Below are 16,084 nucleotides of genomic sequence, written 5' to 3' on the forward strand. Positions count from 1 at the left end.
CCGGGTCAGCCCGGGTCGGGCTCCAGGCTCATCGGCCCGTACACCTGCCGGTCGCCCTCGTAGAGGCTCACCGCGCGCACGCCGCCGGCCAGGAGGTCGGGGTAGGTCTCGCCCAGCCAGGTCTCCGCCTCGCCCTGGGAGGGGAAGCTGTCGGGGCCGACCGGCTGGGCGGAGCCTCCGCGGCCGCCACCGGAACGTTCCGTCCGCCAGTGCCACTCGTGGGTCACGTCGTCGCTCCCGCCGTCGGTGTCGTCGCGTCCCCGGTAGGACGCGTCAGTACTTGTCGCCGCGCTTGACGCGCGGCGACGGGATCCGGAAGCGGCGGATCTGGATGGCCCGGTTGGCGCCGTAGAAGGCGAGGCCACGGGTGCTCGTCCCCGGCAGGCGCTGGGCGAGCACCTTCTTGAACCCGCGCCACATCAGGTAGAGGTCCACGAGCACGGCGAGGACGTAGACGTACATGATCACGGTGCCGATGACGGCGGCCCGCGGGAAGATCGTGTTCAGGAAGCTGGTCGCCAGGATCAGCACCAGCGCGGGCAGCAGGATCTCGCCGATGCTGAAGCGGTGGTCGACGTAGTCGCGCATCAGCGCCTTCTCCGGGGTGTTGTCCCGGGCAGCGAGCGCCCTCATGCGGTCGGCGCGGTTCTGGCGGGCGTTCAGCTGGCGCGACTCGCGCTTGCTGTAGGTCTGCGTGACCCGCTGGCGCCTGGCGGCCTCGGCCTCCTTGCGGCTCGGCGTCGGCCCGGCCTTGCGCCCCGAGGGGTCACGCACCTCGGGAGCCGGGGAGGGCTCCGGCTCGGCCGTGGTGCTGCGTCGGAAGAGTGCCACTGCTGCCTCGTGCTCCTCGAACCTCGTGCCTGCGCCAGGGTCGGGGCAGGAGCCGCGACCGCCGGACCACGGCGTCTCGACCCCTGAATCATCCCAGGCCGAACCCTGGAAACCGAAAATCCGACCCTGCCACCCCGGCACGGGCTTCGACGGCGGAGATACGGTGGTGGTCTGACAAGCGGGGCGTGACCCACCTCGTACGAGGCTCTCCCACGCCGCTCCTCGGCCCAGGAAGGACCACCGAGACCACATGGCCGGCCTTTTTCAGCGCATGTCCCTGATCTTCCGTGCCAAGGCGGACAAGACCTTGGACAAGTACGAGGACCCGCGGCAGACGCTGGACTACTCCTACCAGCGCCAGCTCGAGCTCCTGCAAAAGGTGCGCCGCGGCGTGGCGGACGTCGCCACCAGCCGCAAGCGCATCGAGCTGCAGGCCAACGGGCTCTCCACGCAGGCGGACAAGCTCACCCAGCAGGCGCAGAAGGCGCTCGAGGTCGGTCGTGAGGACCTGGCCCGCGAGGCGCTGACGCGACGTTCCGGGATCCAGCAGCAGCTCACCGACCTGCAGGCGCAGCACGCGCAGCTCCAGGGCGAGGAGGAGAAGCTCGTCCGGGCCAGCCAGCGGCTGCAGGCCAAGGTCGACGCCTTCCGCACCAAGAAGGAGACGATCAAGGCGACGTACTCCGCCGCCGAGGCGCAGACCCGGATCGGCGAGGCGTTCTCCGGCATCAGCGAGGAGATGGGCGACGTCGGCCTGGCCGTCCAGCGCGCCGAGGACAAGACCGCGCAGCTGCAGGCCCGCGCCGGGGCGATCGACGAGCTGCTCGCCAGCGGCGCGCTCGACGACCCGACGGGCACGAGCAAGGACGACATCACCCTCGAGCTCGAGCAGCTCGCGTCGACCTCCGAGGTGGAGGACGAGCTGAGCCGCATGAAGGCGTCGCTCGGCGCCGGCCCCTCCGGCGGCACGCAGGCGATCGGCGGCGGCCAGACGCCCGCCATCTCCTCCCAGCCGGCGCAGCAGCAGGCGCCGGCCCAGCCGCGCTCGCTGGACGACGTCGAGCGCGACATGCAGGGCGGGGGCGCCCCGTACCAGCAGCAGGCGCAGCCGAACGCGGGGGACCTCCGATGATCGTCCGCATCCTCGGCGAGGGGCAGTGGGAGGTTCCGGAGGACGCCGTCGACGGGCTGAACACCCTCGACGACCAGGTGGAGAAGGCCGTCAAGGCCCAGGACCAGGCCGCGCTCACGCTGGCCCTGTCCGAGCTCCTGGACGAGGTGCGCACGGCCGGGACCGCGGTGCCGGACGACCAGCTGGCCGACTCCGACCTGATCCTGCCGGACGTCGACTCCACCCTCGCCGACGTCGAGGCCCTGCTCGCCGACTCCTCCGAGGGCCTCATCCCCGGCTGAGCCGCACCCCGGCCGCGTACGCGGTCACCAGCACGCGGCAGACGCCCCGTCCGGAACGTTCCGGGCGGGGCGTCTGCGCGTCGTACGGAAGACTGGCGCCGAAGTGTTCGGGCGCGAGGACGAGCGGGAAGCGCTCCCTGAGCTCGTCGAAGGGCCTCGAAGAGGTCGCCGCGGAGCGGTCTGGGACGCGGTGCACCCACGTTCCTGGTGCTTCACCCAGCAGATCTGCTGGGTGAAGCACCGGATCACGTGAACGTGAAAAACCTGAGGTCAGCGGGACGAGCCGGGGCGTCTGGACCAGGGGGCCGGGACCTCAGTCCTTCGTCGTCTCGCCCGGGAGGTCGAGCATGCGCTGGAGGGCGAGCTTGGCGTGGTGCTCGGTGTCGGCGTCGACCGTGACCTGGTTGACGACGTGGCCGGCGACGAGGTTCTCCAGCGCCCAGACCAGGTGCGGCAGGTCGATGCGGTTCATCGTCGAGCAGTAGCAGACGTGCTGCTCGAGGAAGGCGACCTCCTGCTCGGGGTGGGCCTTCGCGAGGCGCTGGACCAGGTTGAGCTCGGTCCCGACGGCCCACCTGGTGCCGGGGGGCGCAGCCTCGACGGCCTTGATGATGTACTCCGTCGACCCGACCTCGTCGGCCATCAGGACGACCTCGTGCTGGCACTCGGGGTGCACGATCACCTTGACGCCGGGCACGCGCTCGCGGACCTCGGTCACGGCCTGCGGGCTGAACCGTCCGTGGACCGAGCAGTGGCCCTTCCACAGGATCATCTTCGCCGCGCGCAGCTGCTCGACGGTCAGGCCGCCGTTGACCTGGTGCGGGTCGTAGAGCACGCACTCGTCGAGGCCGATGCCCATCTGCAGCACCGCGGTGTTGCGGCCGAGGTGCTGGTCGGGCAGGAACAGCACCTTCTCGCCCCGCGCGAACGCCCACTCGAGGACCTTCTTGGCGTTCGACGAGGTGCAGACGACGCCGCCCTCGCGGCCGCAGAAGGCCTTGATGTCGGCCGAGGAGTTCATGTACGTCACGGGGACCGTCACGTCGGCGACGCCGGCGTCGGCCAGCACGTCCCAGCAGTCCTCGACCTGCGCGAGGCGCGCCATGTCGGCCATCGAGCAGCCGGCGGCGAGGTCGGGCAGGACGACCTTCTGCGCCGCGCTGGTGAGGATGTCGGCCGACTCGGCCATGAAGTGCACGCCGCAGAAGACGATGAACTCCGCCTCGGGGCGCGCCGCCGCCTCGCGGGCGAGCTTGAAGGAGTCGCCGGTCACGTCCGCGAACTGGATGACCTCGTCGCGCTGGTAGTGGTGCCCCAGCACGAAGACCCGGTCACCGAGCTCGGCCTTCGCGCGCCGGGCGCGCTCGACGAGCGCCGGGTCGGAGGCGGGCGGGAGGTCTCCGGGGCACTCGACGCCACGCTCGGAGCGCGGGTCCGAACCCTGCCCGAGCACGAAGAGCGACAGCGGCGTACGGGTCGGGGTGGGCGTCGTCGTCACGGCCTGAATTCTACCTGTGGGCCGAACTGCAGAACCCAGAGCGGAGACCAGGAGGCCGCCCCGCCGGGGCCGCCCGCCGGGCTCACGCGGCCTGCGACGACCGACGCGTCCCACCTGTGCGCTTTTTTACGCAGACGAAACCTGAATGTCTCTCACGTCGACTACCGTTCGGGGTCACGAACTCACCGATCTCGGGGGTGAGAGCGGGACAGCACCATGGCGGTTCTCCGCACGGCCCTCACCATCCCGGCGGCGCCGACCCTTCGAGCACCCTCCGTCCTCGTCGACGACCCCGTCGGCGTGCCCGCGCCCGGGGTCGGGGACGGCGGCGGGCTCAGCAGCCTCTACCTCTCCGGGGGTGCACGGGTCGGCACGCGCACCGACACCGAGAGCCTCGGCCCGCGCAGCCACATCGTCGGCGTGATCGACGGCCTGCGCCAGGAGCAGGTCGCGGTCCGGAGCGTGATCGTCGGCGACCGCAGCTCGCCGCTGGTGGCCGGGCCCGGCAGCGACCGGCGGATGCAGTCCGGCCGCGTCACGCGGCTGGCCGCCGACGTCGCGCGGCAGTCGCTGCGCTGGAGGACGCGGCGCGAGGTCGCCGGGATCCTCGACCGCGCCGACTTCGACTTCGTCTACGAGCGCTACTCGCTCTACCAGGACCTGGGCGTCGAGGCGGTCAAGCGGCAGGTGCCGTGGGTGCTCGAGGTGAACGCGCTGCTGTCCGTCGAGGCCAGCCGGCACCGCAGGGCGACCAGCAGCCTGCACCTCGCCCGCCGGGCCGAGCTGGCCGCGCTCAGCCGGGCCGACCTCCTGGTCTGCGTGTCCGAGCCCCTGGCCGAGATGGTGGTGAACGTCCACAAGATCCCGCGCGACCGGGTCTACGTGCTGCCGAACGGCGTCAGCGCCGAGCGCTTCGAGCGGTGCGCGCCGGTGAGCGACGCCGGCCCGGACCTCGTCGTCGGGTTCGTCGGGGCGCTGTACGCGTGGCAGGAGCTGGACCTGCTGCTGCACGCGGTGCGCCGCGACACCACGGGGCGGATCCGGGTGCGGATCGCGGGCGGCGGCGTGGCTGGCGCGCGGCTGACGGAGCTGGTCGACGAGCTCGGCCTGCACGACCGTGTCGAGCTGCTCGGCCGCGTCACGCCCGAGGGGGTGCCGGCCTTCCTCGACAGCGTCGACGTCGGCTTCGCGGGGCACCGCGTCTCCTCCGGCACCTACTTCTCCCCGCTCAAGGTCTGGGAGTACCTCGCGGCCGGCCGCCCCGTGCTGGCCTCCCGGCACGCGACCACGGAGTCGCTGGCGGGGGAGGGCTTCGCCCTCGACCTCTTCGAGGCCGGCGACGTCGACGACCTGGGCGCCGGCCTGCAGCGCTGCCTCGACGCCCGGACGAGCATGGCCCGGCAGGCGGCGGCGACCCGGGCCCGGATCGGGCTCGAGCACTCCTGGCGCGCGCGGGTGCGCACCCTGCTGGACGAGATGGCCGCCCGGGGCCTCGTCCGCTCCACGGCCCGGACCCCGGCGGTCGCCGGTGAGTGAGCGGGTCGCCCTCCTCGAGGCGCCGGTCCCGGGGGAGCCGGAGCGACTGCGTACGCAGGTCCTCCCGAAACGGTCGAGCGCGGCTCCGGCTCCCGGCGCGGAGCCCGTCCCGTCGTCCGACGTCGCGTCCGACGCCGCCTCCGGCGCCGAGGATCCCGCGGGTCCCCGGCTGGTCACGTCGGTGGTCGCGGCGCTGCTCGGCCTCGCCGCGGCGACGGTCGGGCTGAAGGTCGGCGCGGTCGCCGGCGTGCCGCTCTTCGCCGCGCTCGTCGCCGCGGGCCTGCTCGTCGCGGTGGTGCCGGTCCTCCGCCGCGGGCGCGCGGGGCTGGCGGCGTTCCGTCCGACGGCCGTGGACGGGGTGTTCGTGCTCTACCTCGTGGTCCGGGTCGCCGCCGAGCTCGTCGACAGCGGCGGGCTGCGCGGGGCGCAGCTGGGGACGGTCGGCGACCTCGCCGTCTCCTACGCCGCGCTGTGGGCCGCGCGGCTCGCCGTCGGCCGCCCCGCCGAGCTGCCCCGCTTCCTGCTGGTGCTCGTGGTGACCTCGGTGCCGGTCTCGGTGGTCGCGGTGCTCCAGATCGCCGACGTCCCGAGGCTCAACCGGCTGCTCGTCGCCACCACCCAGAGCGGGGGTCTGGCCGACCGGCTCGCCGACGGGTCCGACCTCCGCGCGACCAGCACGATCGGCCACTGGACCAACCTCGGCGGCTATCTCCTCGGCATCATCACCCTCGGCTGCCTCGCGCTCACCCTCGGGCGGAGCTGGCGCCGCTCGCCCGGGCTGCTGGTCGTCGTCGGGCTCGCGGTGGTGGCGCAGCTGGCCACCCTGACCCTGGCGCCGGTGCTCGTCACCGTGCTCGTGCTCGTGGCGACCGCCCGCCGGCTGCGCCTGCGCGCCGTGGCCCTGGGGGCCGCCGCGCTGGTCGTCGTCGTGGGCGCGCTGCTGCTCGGCGGCCTGGTGCTGAACCGGGTGCAGGACCAGCTGTCGCGCCGGTCGAGCAGCCCGGGCCTGACGAACCTGCTGCCCGAGACGATCGCGTACCGCGTCGTGATCTGGCGGCGCGAGACGCTCCCGGCCATCGCCGAGCGCCCCTGGACCGGGTGGGGGAACGGGCTGTACCTGCCCGGCTCCGGGACCCCGCGGCCCGCGTACCTGCGCTGGATGTCCCCGGAGTCGGAGTGGTTCCGGGTGGCGGTGCAGGCCGGCGTCCCCGCCCTCCTGGTGCTCCTGGCCCTGCTGCTGGTCGTCCTGCTCCGCCTCCGTCGCGCGGCGCGCGCTGACGGCCGCTGGTCGCTGCTGGTCTGGTACCTGTCCGGCCTGCTGGTGATCAGCTGCCTCCACTCGCACCTCAGCGGCCGCGGCACGCCGCTGGTCCTCTGGGTCGCGGTCGGGGTGGTGCTGGCCGCGGCGTCGGCCGGCTGGGCCCTGCCCTCGCCGGAACCGCCGTCGCCGGCCCCCCGCCGGGCGCTCACCGGGGCGGCCGCCCGCACGCCCTTCCCTACCGCAGCCGGCGTCGACCGGTCCCGCTACGTCGCCCGACGAGAGGCAGCACCCATGACGGACACCCGCCCGTGAGCCCGGCAACCCCGGCGGGCCCGGCCGGCTCCGAGGACGTGGTCGCCCTGCTCGCGCTCGCCCCGCCGGACGGCACCACCCGCTTCGTCGACCAGATCGTGCGCGACGCGCCGCCCGGGTCGGCGTTCCGCTACTTCTCCTGGCCCCGGGCGCTGCTGGGGCGCTACGACGTCCTCCACGTCCACTGGCCGGAGTTCCTGCTGCGGTCGGGCACCCGGCGTGGTTCGGCCACCAAGGCCGCCCTGTTCCTGCTGCTCGTCGCCCGCCTCCGGGCCACCGGCACCCCGGTGGTGCGCACCCTGCACAACCTCAAGCCGCACACCCCGGGCTCGTGGACGGAGGCCGTGCTGCTCGAGCTGCTCGACGCCCGCGTACGCCACCACATCACGCTCAACCCGGTCACCCGCGTGCCGTCGCGCCGGCCCTCGACCCACATCCCGCACGCGCACTACCGCGACGTGCTGCCGTCCGCCCGGCGCTGCGGGCGCCCGGGGACGGCGTTGTTCGTGGGCCGCATCGAGCCCTACAAGAACGTCCCGCACCTGCTCGGCGTCTTCGCCACCCTGCCCGACCCCGAGCTGCGGCTGCGTGTCGTGGGGCAGGCGGACCGGCCCCTGCGCGAGGAGCTCCAGGGGCTGGCCGAGGCCGACCCCAGGGTCGGGGTGCGCTTCGGCTTCGTGCCGGACGCCGACCTGGCCGCCGAGGTGGCCGAGGCCTCCCTCGTCGTGCTGCCGTACTCCGAGCTGCACAACTCCGGCGTGCTGCTGGTGGCGCTCTCCCTGGGCCGTCCCGTGCTCGTGCCGCGGACCCCGACCACCGACCAGCTGGCCGACGAGGTCGGCGCCGACTGGGTCCGCCGCTACGACGGCGAGCTGGGCGCGGACGACCTCGAGGCCGCCCTGCGTGCCGCCCCGGGCACGGCGCGGGGTGCCGCCCCACGCCTCGACGGGCGGGACTGGCCGAGCGTCGCGGCCGCGCACCAGGCGGTCTACCGGCGGGTCGTCGCCGAACGTGCGGAGGCCCGGGCGGCGGAGGCCGGTCCCGGCGCGAGGCGAGCGGAGCGGACCCGGGTGTACGTGTACCCCAGCGGCCAGCGCAACAACCTCGGCGACTCGGTGCTGCGCCGCGCGTACCTCGACGCCCTGCGGCGCCACGGCCGGCTGCACGTCTGCGTCGGCCCGGACGACGGGTACGTGAGCGGGCTCGGCCTGCGGCCCGGGGACGTGGTCCACGCCTCGCCGCCGCGCTGGCTCGCCTCCGCGCTGTCCCCGCGACCGTTCCGCCTGGTCGCCGCGCTCAACGCCGGCGAGCTGGTGCTCGACACGCGATTCGCCGCCGGTGTGCCCGGCAAGCTCGCGCTCGCGCTGCTCGCGTCGCTCCGCGGCGGCCGTACGGTCGCGGTCGGCCTGGGCGTGCGCTCGCCGGGCAGCCGGCTCGGCCGGTCGGCGCTGCGCGCCCTGCTCCGGCCCGTGTCCCTGCTCGCCTGGCGGGACCCGCAGAGCCGGGTCTGGCTCGGGCAGGGCGAGGTCGCCCCCGACTGGGCGCTCGCCCTCGGGACGCCCGTGCCCGAGCTCCGGACCGAGGAGGCGCCCCGCGACGTCCTGGCGGTCTGCCTGCGCGGCGACCGTCCGGTGCCGAGCGAGCGGTGGTTCGAGACCGTCCGCCTGCTGGCGCTCGCCCATGACGCGGAGCTGGTCGTGGTCACGCAGATGACCGGCGACGAGCCGCGCGCCGAGGAGGTCGCCGCACGCCTCGGGGCGTCGCGCCTGCCCTGGACGGGCGGGTCGCACGCGGAGCACGAGCGCGCGGTCCGGGCGGTCTACCGCCGCAGCGTCGCCGTGGTGAGCGACCGCATCCACGCGCTGATCCTGGGCCTGACCGAGGGCGCGGTGCCGGTCGGCTACACGACCGGCCGGGCGGAGAAGATCGAGCGGACCTTCGCCGCCTTCAGCACGCTGCCGGTCGCCTTCTCCGACGCCGAGCTGGAGGCGGGCGACGACCCGCTCGCGCGGGCGCAGGCCCTGGTGGCGCAGCGGGCGACGTTCCTCGACGACCTCGACGCCGCCCGCGACGTGCTCGAGGATCTCGCTCAGGAGCTGGGCACGACCGCCGGCGCGGGCGTGCGCCGCAGCCGCGTGGACATGGAGCGCAGCGCGGCCAGATCGCGCCGCACCGGACGGACGACGGTGCCGACCAGCGCCAGGTAGGCCGCGCACACCCCGAGGAGGACGGCGAGCTGGGCCACCGAGCCCAGCCCGTCCACCACGGGGGTCAGCGGCCAGGTCACGGCCAGCAGGCCCGCGCCGACCGCGAGCGGCCGCAGCGCCTGCCGGACCAGGGCCCCGACGTCGATCCCCGCGCGCGGGGCGGCGACGACGCAGAGCACGACCCAGTTGAGGACCAGCCCGACGGTGGCGCCGACGGCCACGCCCACGGCCGAGTGCAGGACGCCGACGACCATCAGGACCACCATGACGCCGCGCGTCGCGAGGGTGCAGTGCAGCTGCACGCGGGTGAGCCCGCGCGCCAGGAAGACCCAGTAGTAGACGAACCCGAGGGCCTGGAACGGCCCGCCCAGGGCGAGCACCCGCAGGAGGGTCGAGGTCGACTCCCAGCCGGGTCCCAGGACCAGCGCCACGCCGGGCCCGGCCAGCGCGGCGACCAGGAAGGACGCCCCGCCCATCCCGTACGTCATCGCCAGCTGGGTGCGCTGGACGTAGCGGGAGAACTCGGGCGAGGCCTGCACCCGGGACAGGACCGGCAGCGCGACCCGGGTGACGGGCGCGGCGATCTGGTGCATCGGCAGGCGGAAGATCTGGTAGGCGCGGTCGTACGCGCCGAGGGCCAGCGGCCCCCAGAAGCGGCCGATGAGGACGCTGTCGATGTTGCTCGTCACGTACGTGGCGAGCTGCACGCCGAGGGTGTCGCCCCCGAACCGCACCAGGGGCCCGATCCCGGCCCGGCGACGGGGCAGGCCCGGCCACCACCCCGAGGCGAGCACCACCACGACGAGCGTCGTCGCGGCGACGACGACCTGCTGCGTGACCAGCGCCCAGTACGCCCCGCCGAGCAGCGCCACGACCACCGCGGCCCCCGAGCCGAGCAGCTGGGCCAGCACGTCCGCCCCGGCCAGCCACCGGAAGCGCAGGCCGCGCGACATCTCCGCCTTGAACTGCGCGGCCGCCGCGTTCAGCACGAACACGACCGCCACGACCCGGGTGATGTCGACGACCTCGGGCCGCTCGTAGAAGCCGGCCAGCAGCGGCGCCAGCACCTCCAGCGCGCCGGCCAGCACGAGGCCGATGGCCAGGTTCAGCCAGAAGAGGGTGCTGCGCTGGACGTGGTCCAGCTGGGCGGCCTGGACGGAGGCGAAGGAGAGCCCGAAGTCGCCGAGCACCGTGGCCACCCCGGCGATGGCCAGGACCATCGCCACGAGCCCGTAGTCGTTCGGGTCGAGGAGCCGGGCGAGGACGGCGAGCGTGCCGATCTGGAGCACGAAGCGCAGCCACTGGCCACCCATCGTGGTCGCGGCGCCGCGCGCGGCCGTGCCCGCCAGGCTCATCGGGTCGACCCGGGGCGATGGGGCGCGGAGCGGTGGGGCGCGGGGGCGACGTGCGGCACGGGGCAGACCTCCGGCAGGGGGCCCCGAGCGCTTCCGACTCTAGTGCCCGCGGACGTCCCGGTCAGGCCGTCTCGGTCAGACGCCTCGGCCACGACGTCCTGACCGGCTCCCCGGCCCGTCGGGCTCCCGCGGCGCTGGCAGGATGCAGCGGTGCGCGTGCTGGTCTGCTCCGACGCCGTGGGCGGGCTGCCGTCGGCCGAGGCCGGGCGGTCCCTCGCCGCCGGTTGGCCGTGGCAGCAGGTGGCCGTCGTCCCGGTGGGCGAGGCCGGCGGCGGCTTCGTCGGCGCCACCGCGGCCCGCTGGGGCGTGACCGAGGAACCGGTCGTCGTCGCGGACCGGGTCGGCGTGCGGGCGCAGACGACGGGTCGCTCGGCCGCGGCGCTGCCGGGGCCGGGCGTGGGGGAGGGGCCCGTCCCGTACGCAGCCAGCTCGCTCCCGCTCGGGCGGCTGCTGGACGAGACCCTGCCCTCCTCCGGGGGGTTCCTCGTCGACCTCGTCGGCGACGACGTCCACGACGGCGGCGCCGGGCTGCTCGCTGCGCTCGGCGCCGAGGCCGACGTGGACCTGCGCGGCGGGGTGGCCGCGCTCGGCAGCCTCACCCGCCTCGACCTGAGCGCGCCGCGTGCGCGCCTCGAGGGCGTCGACCTGGTGGGCGTCGTCCCGGGCGGGCAGCGCTCGACCCCGCTGCTCGGGCTGCGCGGCATCACCTCGGTGCGCGGCCGCGCCGCGGGGGAGGACGCCGAACCGCTCCTCGCGGCCGACGCCGCCCTCCAGCGCCTGGCCGACCTCGCGGGCGACGGGCTCGGCGCGACCCCCGGCGCCGGCGCGTGCGGCGGCACCGGGCTCGCCGTCCTGGCGCTCGGCGGCCGCCTGGCCGACGGTCCCGGGCTGGCGCTCGACGGGTTCGCCGGACCGGTCGACCTCGTGGTCACGGGCTGCTCCGTCTTCGACTTCGCGCACCGGGGCGGCGGGGTCGTCGCGGCGGCGGCCGCGCTGGCCGCCCGGCTGCTCGCCCCCTGCGTGGTCGTGGCCGGGGAGGTCGTGATCGGCGCGCGCGAGATGCGCACGATGGGCATCGAGGCCGCGTACGCCGTGCACGAGTCGGCCGCCGACGCGCCGCAGCCGTCGGTGAGCGCCGACGAGCTCGCGGCCACGGCCCGGCGCGTCGGGCGCACCTGGCGGTGGTGACGCCGCACACGTCGGCCCGGACCACTTGGGCTGCCGCGCCCGTCGGACCTACCATGAGGACCGGGAACACGATCCGCGTCGCGCGGGTTGCGCTCTCCGAGCAGCAGCATCCGGGCCGACGAGGGGAGACCTCATGACCGCCACCACGAACATCGACATCACGTCCGCGCCTGTCGCCGACGGCGTCCTCCTGACCGACGAGGCGGCCGGCAAGGTCAAGGCGCTCCTCGACGCGGAGGGTCGCGACGACCTGGCGCTCCGCGTCGCCGTGCAGCCGGGCGGCTGCTCGGGCCTGCGCTACCAGCTCTTCTTCGACGAGCGGCAGCTCGACGGCGACATCCGCAAGGACTTCGGCGGCGTCGGCGTCGTCACCGACCGGATGAGCGCGCCGTACCTCATGGGCGCCACGATCGACTTCGTCGACACGATCGAGAAGCAGGGCTTCACGATCGACAACCCGAACGCGACCGGCTCCTGCGCCTGCGGCGACAGCTTCCACTGAGCCGCAGCGTCTGACAGGTCTCACGAGGCCCTGCCCCCACCGAGTCCGGGGGCAGGCTCTCGTGCTGTATCTGATGTCCTCGCTCCGCTCGGACGCGGATCGGGCTCAGACCCGAGTCTTCTGCCTCCGCTTCGCTCCGGCGCGCCCGGTGCTCTGATCCGCCGCCTTCGTGTCTTTGGTCCTCGCTCCGCTCGGACGCGGATCGGGCTCCGACCCGCCGCCTTCCTCCCTCCGTCGGAAGCCCGCGAGTCGGTTCGTGGGGAGCATCCCTGCCGCGGGGCTTCCTCCTCCGGTCGTCCAGGCGGCGGCGCCCGATCCGGCGTAGCTCGGGCTCGGTGGTCAGGTCTGCTGACCTGCTCCTCTTGGCCTCGACCGGTCAGCGCGTCCTGCGGACCAGGAACCTGGGTGGCTCTGAGCTGACGAGCTCCTGGCCGCGCATGCGGCACCAGGCGGCGACGTCGGGCTTGGCCGCGGGGTCGTCGGCGAGGAGCTCGACGAGCTGGCCGACCTCGACCTCGGTGATGCGGCGGCCGATCTCGATGATCGGGCGCGGGCAACGCTGACCGGTGCAGTCGAGCGTGAGCGCCACCGCGCCGGCCGTCACCCGGCCCCCAGGCGGGCGCGGATCTCGGCGACGACGCCGGGGAGCACGTCGAGGAACGCCTCCACCTGCACCTCCGTCGTGGTCCGCGTGAGGCCCAGGCGCACGTTCCCGTGGGTGAGCGCGCCCATCGCCGCCAGCACGTGGGAGGGGTGCTCGCTGCTGGCGCTGCACGCCGAGCCGCTCGCGACCGCGAAGCCCGCACGGTCCAGCTCGAGCGTGAGCGCCTCCCCGTCGACGTAGAGCGCGGAGAAGGTCAGCAGGTGGGGGACCCGCTCGACCGGGTCGCCCACGACGTCGACGTCGGGCACGCGGACGGCGACCTCCTGCCGCAGCCGGTCGACGAGCCGGCGCTGGCGCTCCGCGACCTCGGCGCGCTCGCCCGCCGCCGCGTCGAGCGCCGCCGCCGCCGCCCAGGCCGCGGGGACGTCGATGACGCCGGGCCAGCGCCCCTGCTGGTAGTCGTCGGACGGGTAGGGGGCCCGCCAGCGGGTGCCTCGGCGCACGACCATGAAGCCGACCGAGGCGGGTCCGCCGAACGCTCCCGCCCAGCCGACCAGCACCGACCAGGCCCCGAGGTCGGTGGTGTCGAGCCGACTCAGAGCCGTGGTCGCGTCCAGCACCAGCGGGACGCCCGCGGCCCGGCAGGCCTCGGCCGCCGCGGCGTACGGCTGCAGCGTGCCGACCTCGTGGTTGGCGACCTGCAGGCAGGCCAGCGCGACCCCGGGTCGTGCCACCGCCTCCGACCAGGCCCCGAGGTCCAGGCGGCCGAGGGCGTCGACGCCGACCACCACGTGCTCGCCACCGGCGGCGGCCGCCGCCAGGACGGCCGAGTGCTCGACCGCCGAGGTGACGACCGTGGTCCCGACCCGGCGCCGTCCGCGTGCCAGCCCGGCCACCGCGGCCTGGGCCGTGGGCGCCAGCGGGCCGGTGACGACGACCTCGTCGGGACGGGCCCCGACGTGGGCTGCGACACGTTCGCGGACGCTGTCGAGGGCCTGGGCGGCGAGCCGCCCGGCACGGTGCAGCCGGAGCGGGTCGCCCCAGCCCGAGGAGGCGGCAACCTGCCACGCCGCGAGCGCGTCCGGGAGCACCGGCTCACCGGAAGAAGAGTCGAGGAAGACCTGCGCGCCCCCCTCCGCCACACGGGCACGATAACGCCCGGGCAGGCGCTGAGGGGTGTCGGTCTCCTGCGTTAGTGTGAGGCAGCAAGACCCGACCGCAGGCGGCTCATCCGCCACCTGCGTCACAGGCTGCCCGGCGGGTGGACCGACGGGCACGCAGAGCGTTCGACGCACGAGTGACGTGGTCGCCCCCGCCCCCGCGGGAACGACCCGAGGAGAGGCACAGGTGGGTGTGAGCAGGCAACGGGCGCGAAGGGTCGGTCTCCGCGCCGCGGTGGCACTGTGCGGGGTCGCCCTCACACTGCTGGCGGGGTGCTCGGCCGAGACCACGGGTCAGCTCAAGCGGCTCGGGCTGCCGGTGGCGGCCACGGAGCAGGCGCCGGCGATCGGCAACCTCTGGATCGGCACCTGGATCGCCGCCGGCTCGATCGGCATCGCGGTCTGGGGCCTCATCGGGTGGGCCGCGCTGCGCTACAAGAGCGACCACAACGAGATGCCGCGGCAGAACCGCTACAACCTGCCGATGGAGATCTTCTACACGGTGGCGCCGTTCGTCGTCATCGGCGTGCTCTTCTACTACACGATCCTGGCGCAGGACGTGGTCCAGAAGAACCCGGACCCCGACCTCACGGTCGACGTGGTCGGGCAGAAGTGGTCCTGGACCTTCAACTACGAGTCGGCCGACGTGCCGGGCGTGGGCACCGACGTGTACGAGTCCGGGACGATCAACGTCGCCCCCACGCTCTACCTGCCGGTGAACAAGACCGTGCGCTTCAACCTGTCGTCGCCCGACGTGAACCACTCGTTCTGGGTGCCGTCCTTCTACGAGAAGATGGACGTCATCCCGGGTCGTGACAACCACTTCACCGTCACCCCCAACCGCGAGGGCGTCTACGCCGGCAAGTGCGCCGAGCTGTGCGGCACCTACCACTTCGCGATGCGCTTCGAGGTCCACGTCGTGAGCGAGCAGGAGTACGCGGCCCACCTCAAGACGCTCGTCGACCGCGGTCAGACCGGCACCGCCAAGGGTGCGGCGATTCCCAACCCGGTGGGGGAGCCCGGCAACACGGGCAACCCGGACGCGCCGGCCGTCGTGCAGGGAGGGACGCGATGACGACGCTCCAGCGCACGGCGACCGAGGTCGCGCTGCCGCGCAGGCAGCTGGGCACGATCTCGTGGAAGTGGATGGTGACGACCGATCACAAGGTGATCGGGAACTTGTACTTCGTGACGACGATGTTGTTCTTCTTCTTCGGCGGCATCCTGGCGTTGGGGATCCGGGCGGAGCTGGCGTTCCCGGGGATGCAGTACATGAGCTACGAGACGTACAACCAGTTCTTCACGATGCACGGCACGATCATGTTGTCGTTGTTCGCGACGCCGTTGTTCGCGGGGTTTGCGAACGCGATCATGCCGTTGCAGATCGGTTCGCCTGATGTGGCGTTCCCGCGGTTGAACATGCTGACCTACTGGCTGTTCCTGTTCGGTGGTCTGGTGACGGTGTCGGGGTTCTTGTCGCCGTCGGGTCCGGCGAGCTTCGGCTGGTTCGCGTACGCGCCGTTGTCGGATGCGGTGAACTCGCCCGGGGTGGGTGGGGACTTGTGGATCATGGGCCTGTACATGGCCGGGCTCGGCACGATCCTGGGTGCGGTGAACTTCATCACCACGATCCTGACGATGCGGGCGCCGGGGATGACGATGTTCCGGATGCCGATCTTCACGTGGAACATCTTGGTCACGACCATCTTGGTGCTGATCGCGTTCCCGATCCTGGCGGCGGCGCTGCTGGTGCTGGAGGCGGACCGCAAGCTCGGGGCGCACGTGTTCGACGCCGGCAACGGCGGTCCGATCTTGTGGCAGCACCTGTTCTGGTTCTTCGGCCATCCTGAGGTGTACATCATCGCGTTGCCGTTCTTCGGCATCATCACCGAGATCCTCCCGGTGTTCTCGCGCAAGCCGATCTTCGGTTACGTGGGTCTGGTCGGGGCGACGTTGAGCATCGCGGCCTTGTCGGTGGCGGTGTGGGCGCACCACATGTACGTGACGGGTGCGGTGAACCTGCCGTTCTTCAGCTTCATGACGTTTTTGATCGCGGTGCCGACGGGGGTGAAGTTCTTCAACTGGATCGGCACGATGTGGGGTGGCAACATCGCGATGCGGACGCCGATGTTGTGGGCGGTCGGCTTCTTGGTGACG

Annotated in this window: 16 protein-coding genes; 9 read left to right on the top strand and 7 right to left on the bottom strand. The window is 73.7% G+C overall.

The genetic code is table 11. The annotated features are described in order from the left end of the window. Positions 1-5 precede the first annotated feature (5 nt). Complete coding sequence (locus tag BMY04_RS16485) at positions 6-227, bottom strand: hypothetical protein (protein WP_091183394.1); 222 nt, start codon at positions 225-227, stop codon at positions 6-8. Positions 228-273: 46 nt separating this feature from the next. Beyond that, positions 274-831, bottom strand: coding sequence for a DUF3043 domain-containing protein (locus BMY04_RS16490; protein WP_170854183.1), 558 nt, complete (start codon positions 829-831; stop codon positions 274-276). Between the two features lie 250 nt (positions 832-1,081). On the opposite strand from BMY04_RS16490, the gene BMY04_RS16495 reads away from it, so the two are divergent. Together BMY04_RS16495 and pspAA are read left to right on the top strand one after the other, a co-directional pair. Then, a complete protein-coding gene (locus BMY04_RS16495) occupies positions 1,082-1,963 on the top strand; it encodes a PspA/IM30 family protein (protein ID WP_139209911.1) in 882 nt (293 codons plus the stop codon). Then, positions 1,960-2,244 (top strand): PspA-associated protein PspAA, encoded by a 285-nt coding sequence (gene pspAA / locus BMY04_RS16500; RefSeq protein ID WP_091183401.1) that lies wholly within the window; start codon positions 1,960-1,962, stop codon positions 2,242-2,244. Before BMY04_RS16495 ends, pspAA begins: the two co-directional genes overlap by 4 nt. On the opposite strand, the gene BMY04_RS16505 is transcribed toward pspAA, so the two are convergent. Together BMY04_RS16505 and nadA are read right to left on the bottom strand one after the other, a co-directional pair. Beyond that, positions 2,231-2,440, bottom strand: coding sequence for a hypothetical protein (locus BMY04_RS16505; RefSeq protein WP_091183406.1), 210 nt, complete (start codon positions 2,438-2,440; stop codon positions 2,231-2,233). The genes pspAA and BMY04_RS16505 overlap by 14 nt on opposite strands. A 117-nt stretch (positions 2,441-2,557) precedes the next feature. Next, positions 2,558-3,742, bottom strand: a complete 1,185-nt coding sequence (gene nadA, locus BMY04_RS16510; RefSeq protein ID WP_198410210.1) for a quinolinate synthase NadA — start codon at positions 3,740-3,742, stop codon at positions 2,558-2,560. 216 nt (positions 3,743-3,958) lie between these two features. Here nadA and BMY04_RS16515 point away from each other — a divergent pair, with 216 nt between their 5' ends. The 3 genes from BMY04_RS16515 to BMY04_RS16525 are packed head-to-tail and all read left to right on the top strand — an operon-like array spanning position 3,959 to position 9,058. Next, entirely contained in the window at positions 3,959-5,278 is a 1,320-nt protein-coding gene (locus BMY04_RS16515; protein WP_091183409.1) for a glycosyltransferase, read from the top strand. Beyond that, on the top strand, positions 5,271-6,851 hold the full coding sequence (locus BMY04_RS16520) for an O-antigen ligase family protein (RefSeq protein ID WP_091183412.1): 1,581 nt from the start codon (positions 5,271-5,273) through the stop codon (positions 6,849-6,851). The genes BMY04_RS16515 and BMY04_RS16520 overlap by 8 nt, the downstream gene beginning before the upstream one ends. Further along, positions 6,848-9,058 carry a glycosyltransferase gene (locus BMY04_RS16525; protein ID WP_091183415.1) on the top strand — a complete coding sequence of 737 codons (2,211 nt, stop codon included), beginning with the start codon at positions 6,848-6,850 and terminating at the stop codon, positions 9,056-9,058. The genes BMY04_RS16520 and BMY04_RS16525 overlap by 4 nt, the downstream gene beginning before the upstream one ends. On the opposite strand, the gene BMY04_RS16530 is transcribed toward BMY04_RS16525, so the two are convergent. Next, positions 8,941-10,413: a lipopolysaccharide biosynthesis protein gene (locus BMY04_RS16530; RefSeq protein ID WP_091183420.1), complete on the bottom strand. Its 1,473-nt coding sequence runs from the start codon at positions 10,411-10,413 to the stop codon at positions 8,941-8,943. The two genes, BMY04_RS16525 and BMY04_RS16530, sit on opposite strands and share 118 nt — an antisense overlap. Positions 10,414-10,623: 210 nt before the next feature. Between BMY04_RS16530 and BMY04_RS16535 the strand changes: the two genes are divergently transcribed. Both BMY04_RS16535 and BMY04_RS16540 read left to right on the top strand, forming a co-directional pair. After that, a complete protein-coding gene (locus BMY04_RS16535) occupies positions 10,624-11,661 on the top strand; it encodes a glycerate kinase (protein WP_091183425.1) in 1,038 nt (345 codons plus the stop codon). 133 nt (positions 11,662-11,794) lie between these two features. Beyond that, the gene (locus BMY04_RS16540) at positions 11,795-12,163 is read left to right on the top strand and encodes a HesB/IscA family protein (RefSeq protein WP_091183429.1); all 369 of its coding nucleotides are present in this window, start codon (positions 11,795-11,797) and stop codon (positions 12,161-12,163) included. 376 nt (positions 12,164-12,539) lie between these two features. Here the strand turns inward: BMY04_RS16540 and BMY04_RS16545 are convergent, their stop codons facing one another. Then, positions 12,540-12,767, bottom strand: a complete 228-nt coding sequence (locus tag BMY04_RS16545) for a sulfurtransferase TusA family protein (protein ID WP_091183432.1) — start codon at positions 12,765-12,767, stop codon at positions 12,540-12,542. Continuing rightward, the gene (locus BMY04_RS16550) at positions 12,764-13,909 is read right to left on the bottom strand and encodes a cysteine desulfurase family protein (RefSeq protein ID WP_091183435.1); all 1,146 of its coding nucleotides are present in this window, start codon (positions 13,907-13,909) and stop codon (positions 12,764-12,766) included. The genes BMY04_RS16545 and BMY04_RS16550 overlap by 4 nt, the downstream gene beginning before the upstream one ends. Positions 13,910-14,162: 253 nt before the next feature. On the opposite strand from BMY04_RS16550, the gene ctaC reads away from it, so the two are divergent. After that, the gene (ctaC, locus tag BMY04_RS16555; protein ID WP_232506456.1) at positions 14,163-15,002 is read left to right on the top strand and encodes an aa3-type cytochrome oxidase subunit II; all 840 of its coding nucleotides are present in this window, start codon (positions 14,163-14,165) and stop codon (positions 15,000-15,002) included. A 71-nt stretch (positions 15,003-15,073) separates the two neighbouring features. Further along, positions 15,074-16,084: cbb3-type cytochrome c oxidase subunit I (locus BMY04_RS16560; RefSeq protein ID WP_408630465.1), on the top strand; the 1,011-nt coding region annotated here is incomplete at its 3' end.

Origin of the sequence: Microlunatus flavus (assembly GCF_900110855.1) — a bacterium.
Classification (GTDB): domain Bacteria; phylum Actinomycetota; class Actinomycetes; order Propionibacteriales; family Propionibacteriaceae; genus Microlunatus; species Microlunatus flavus.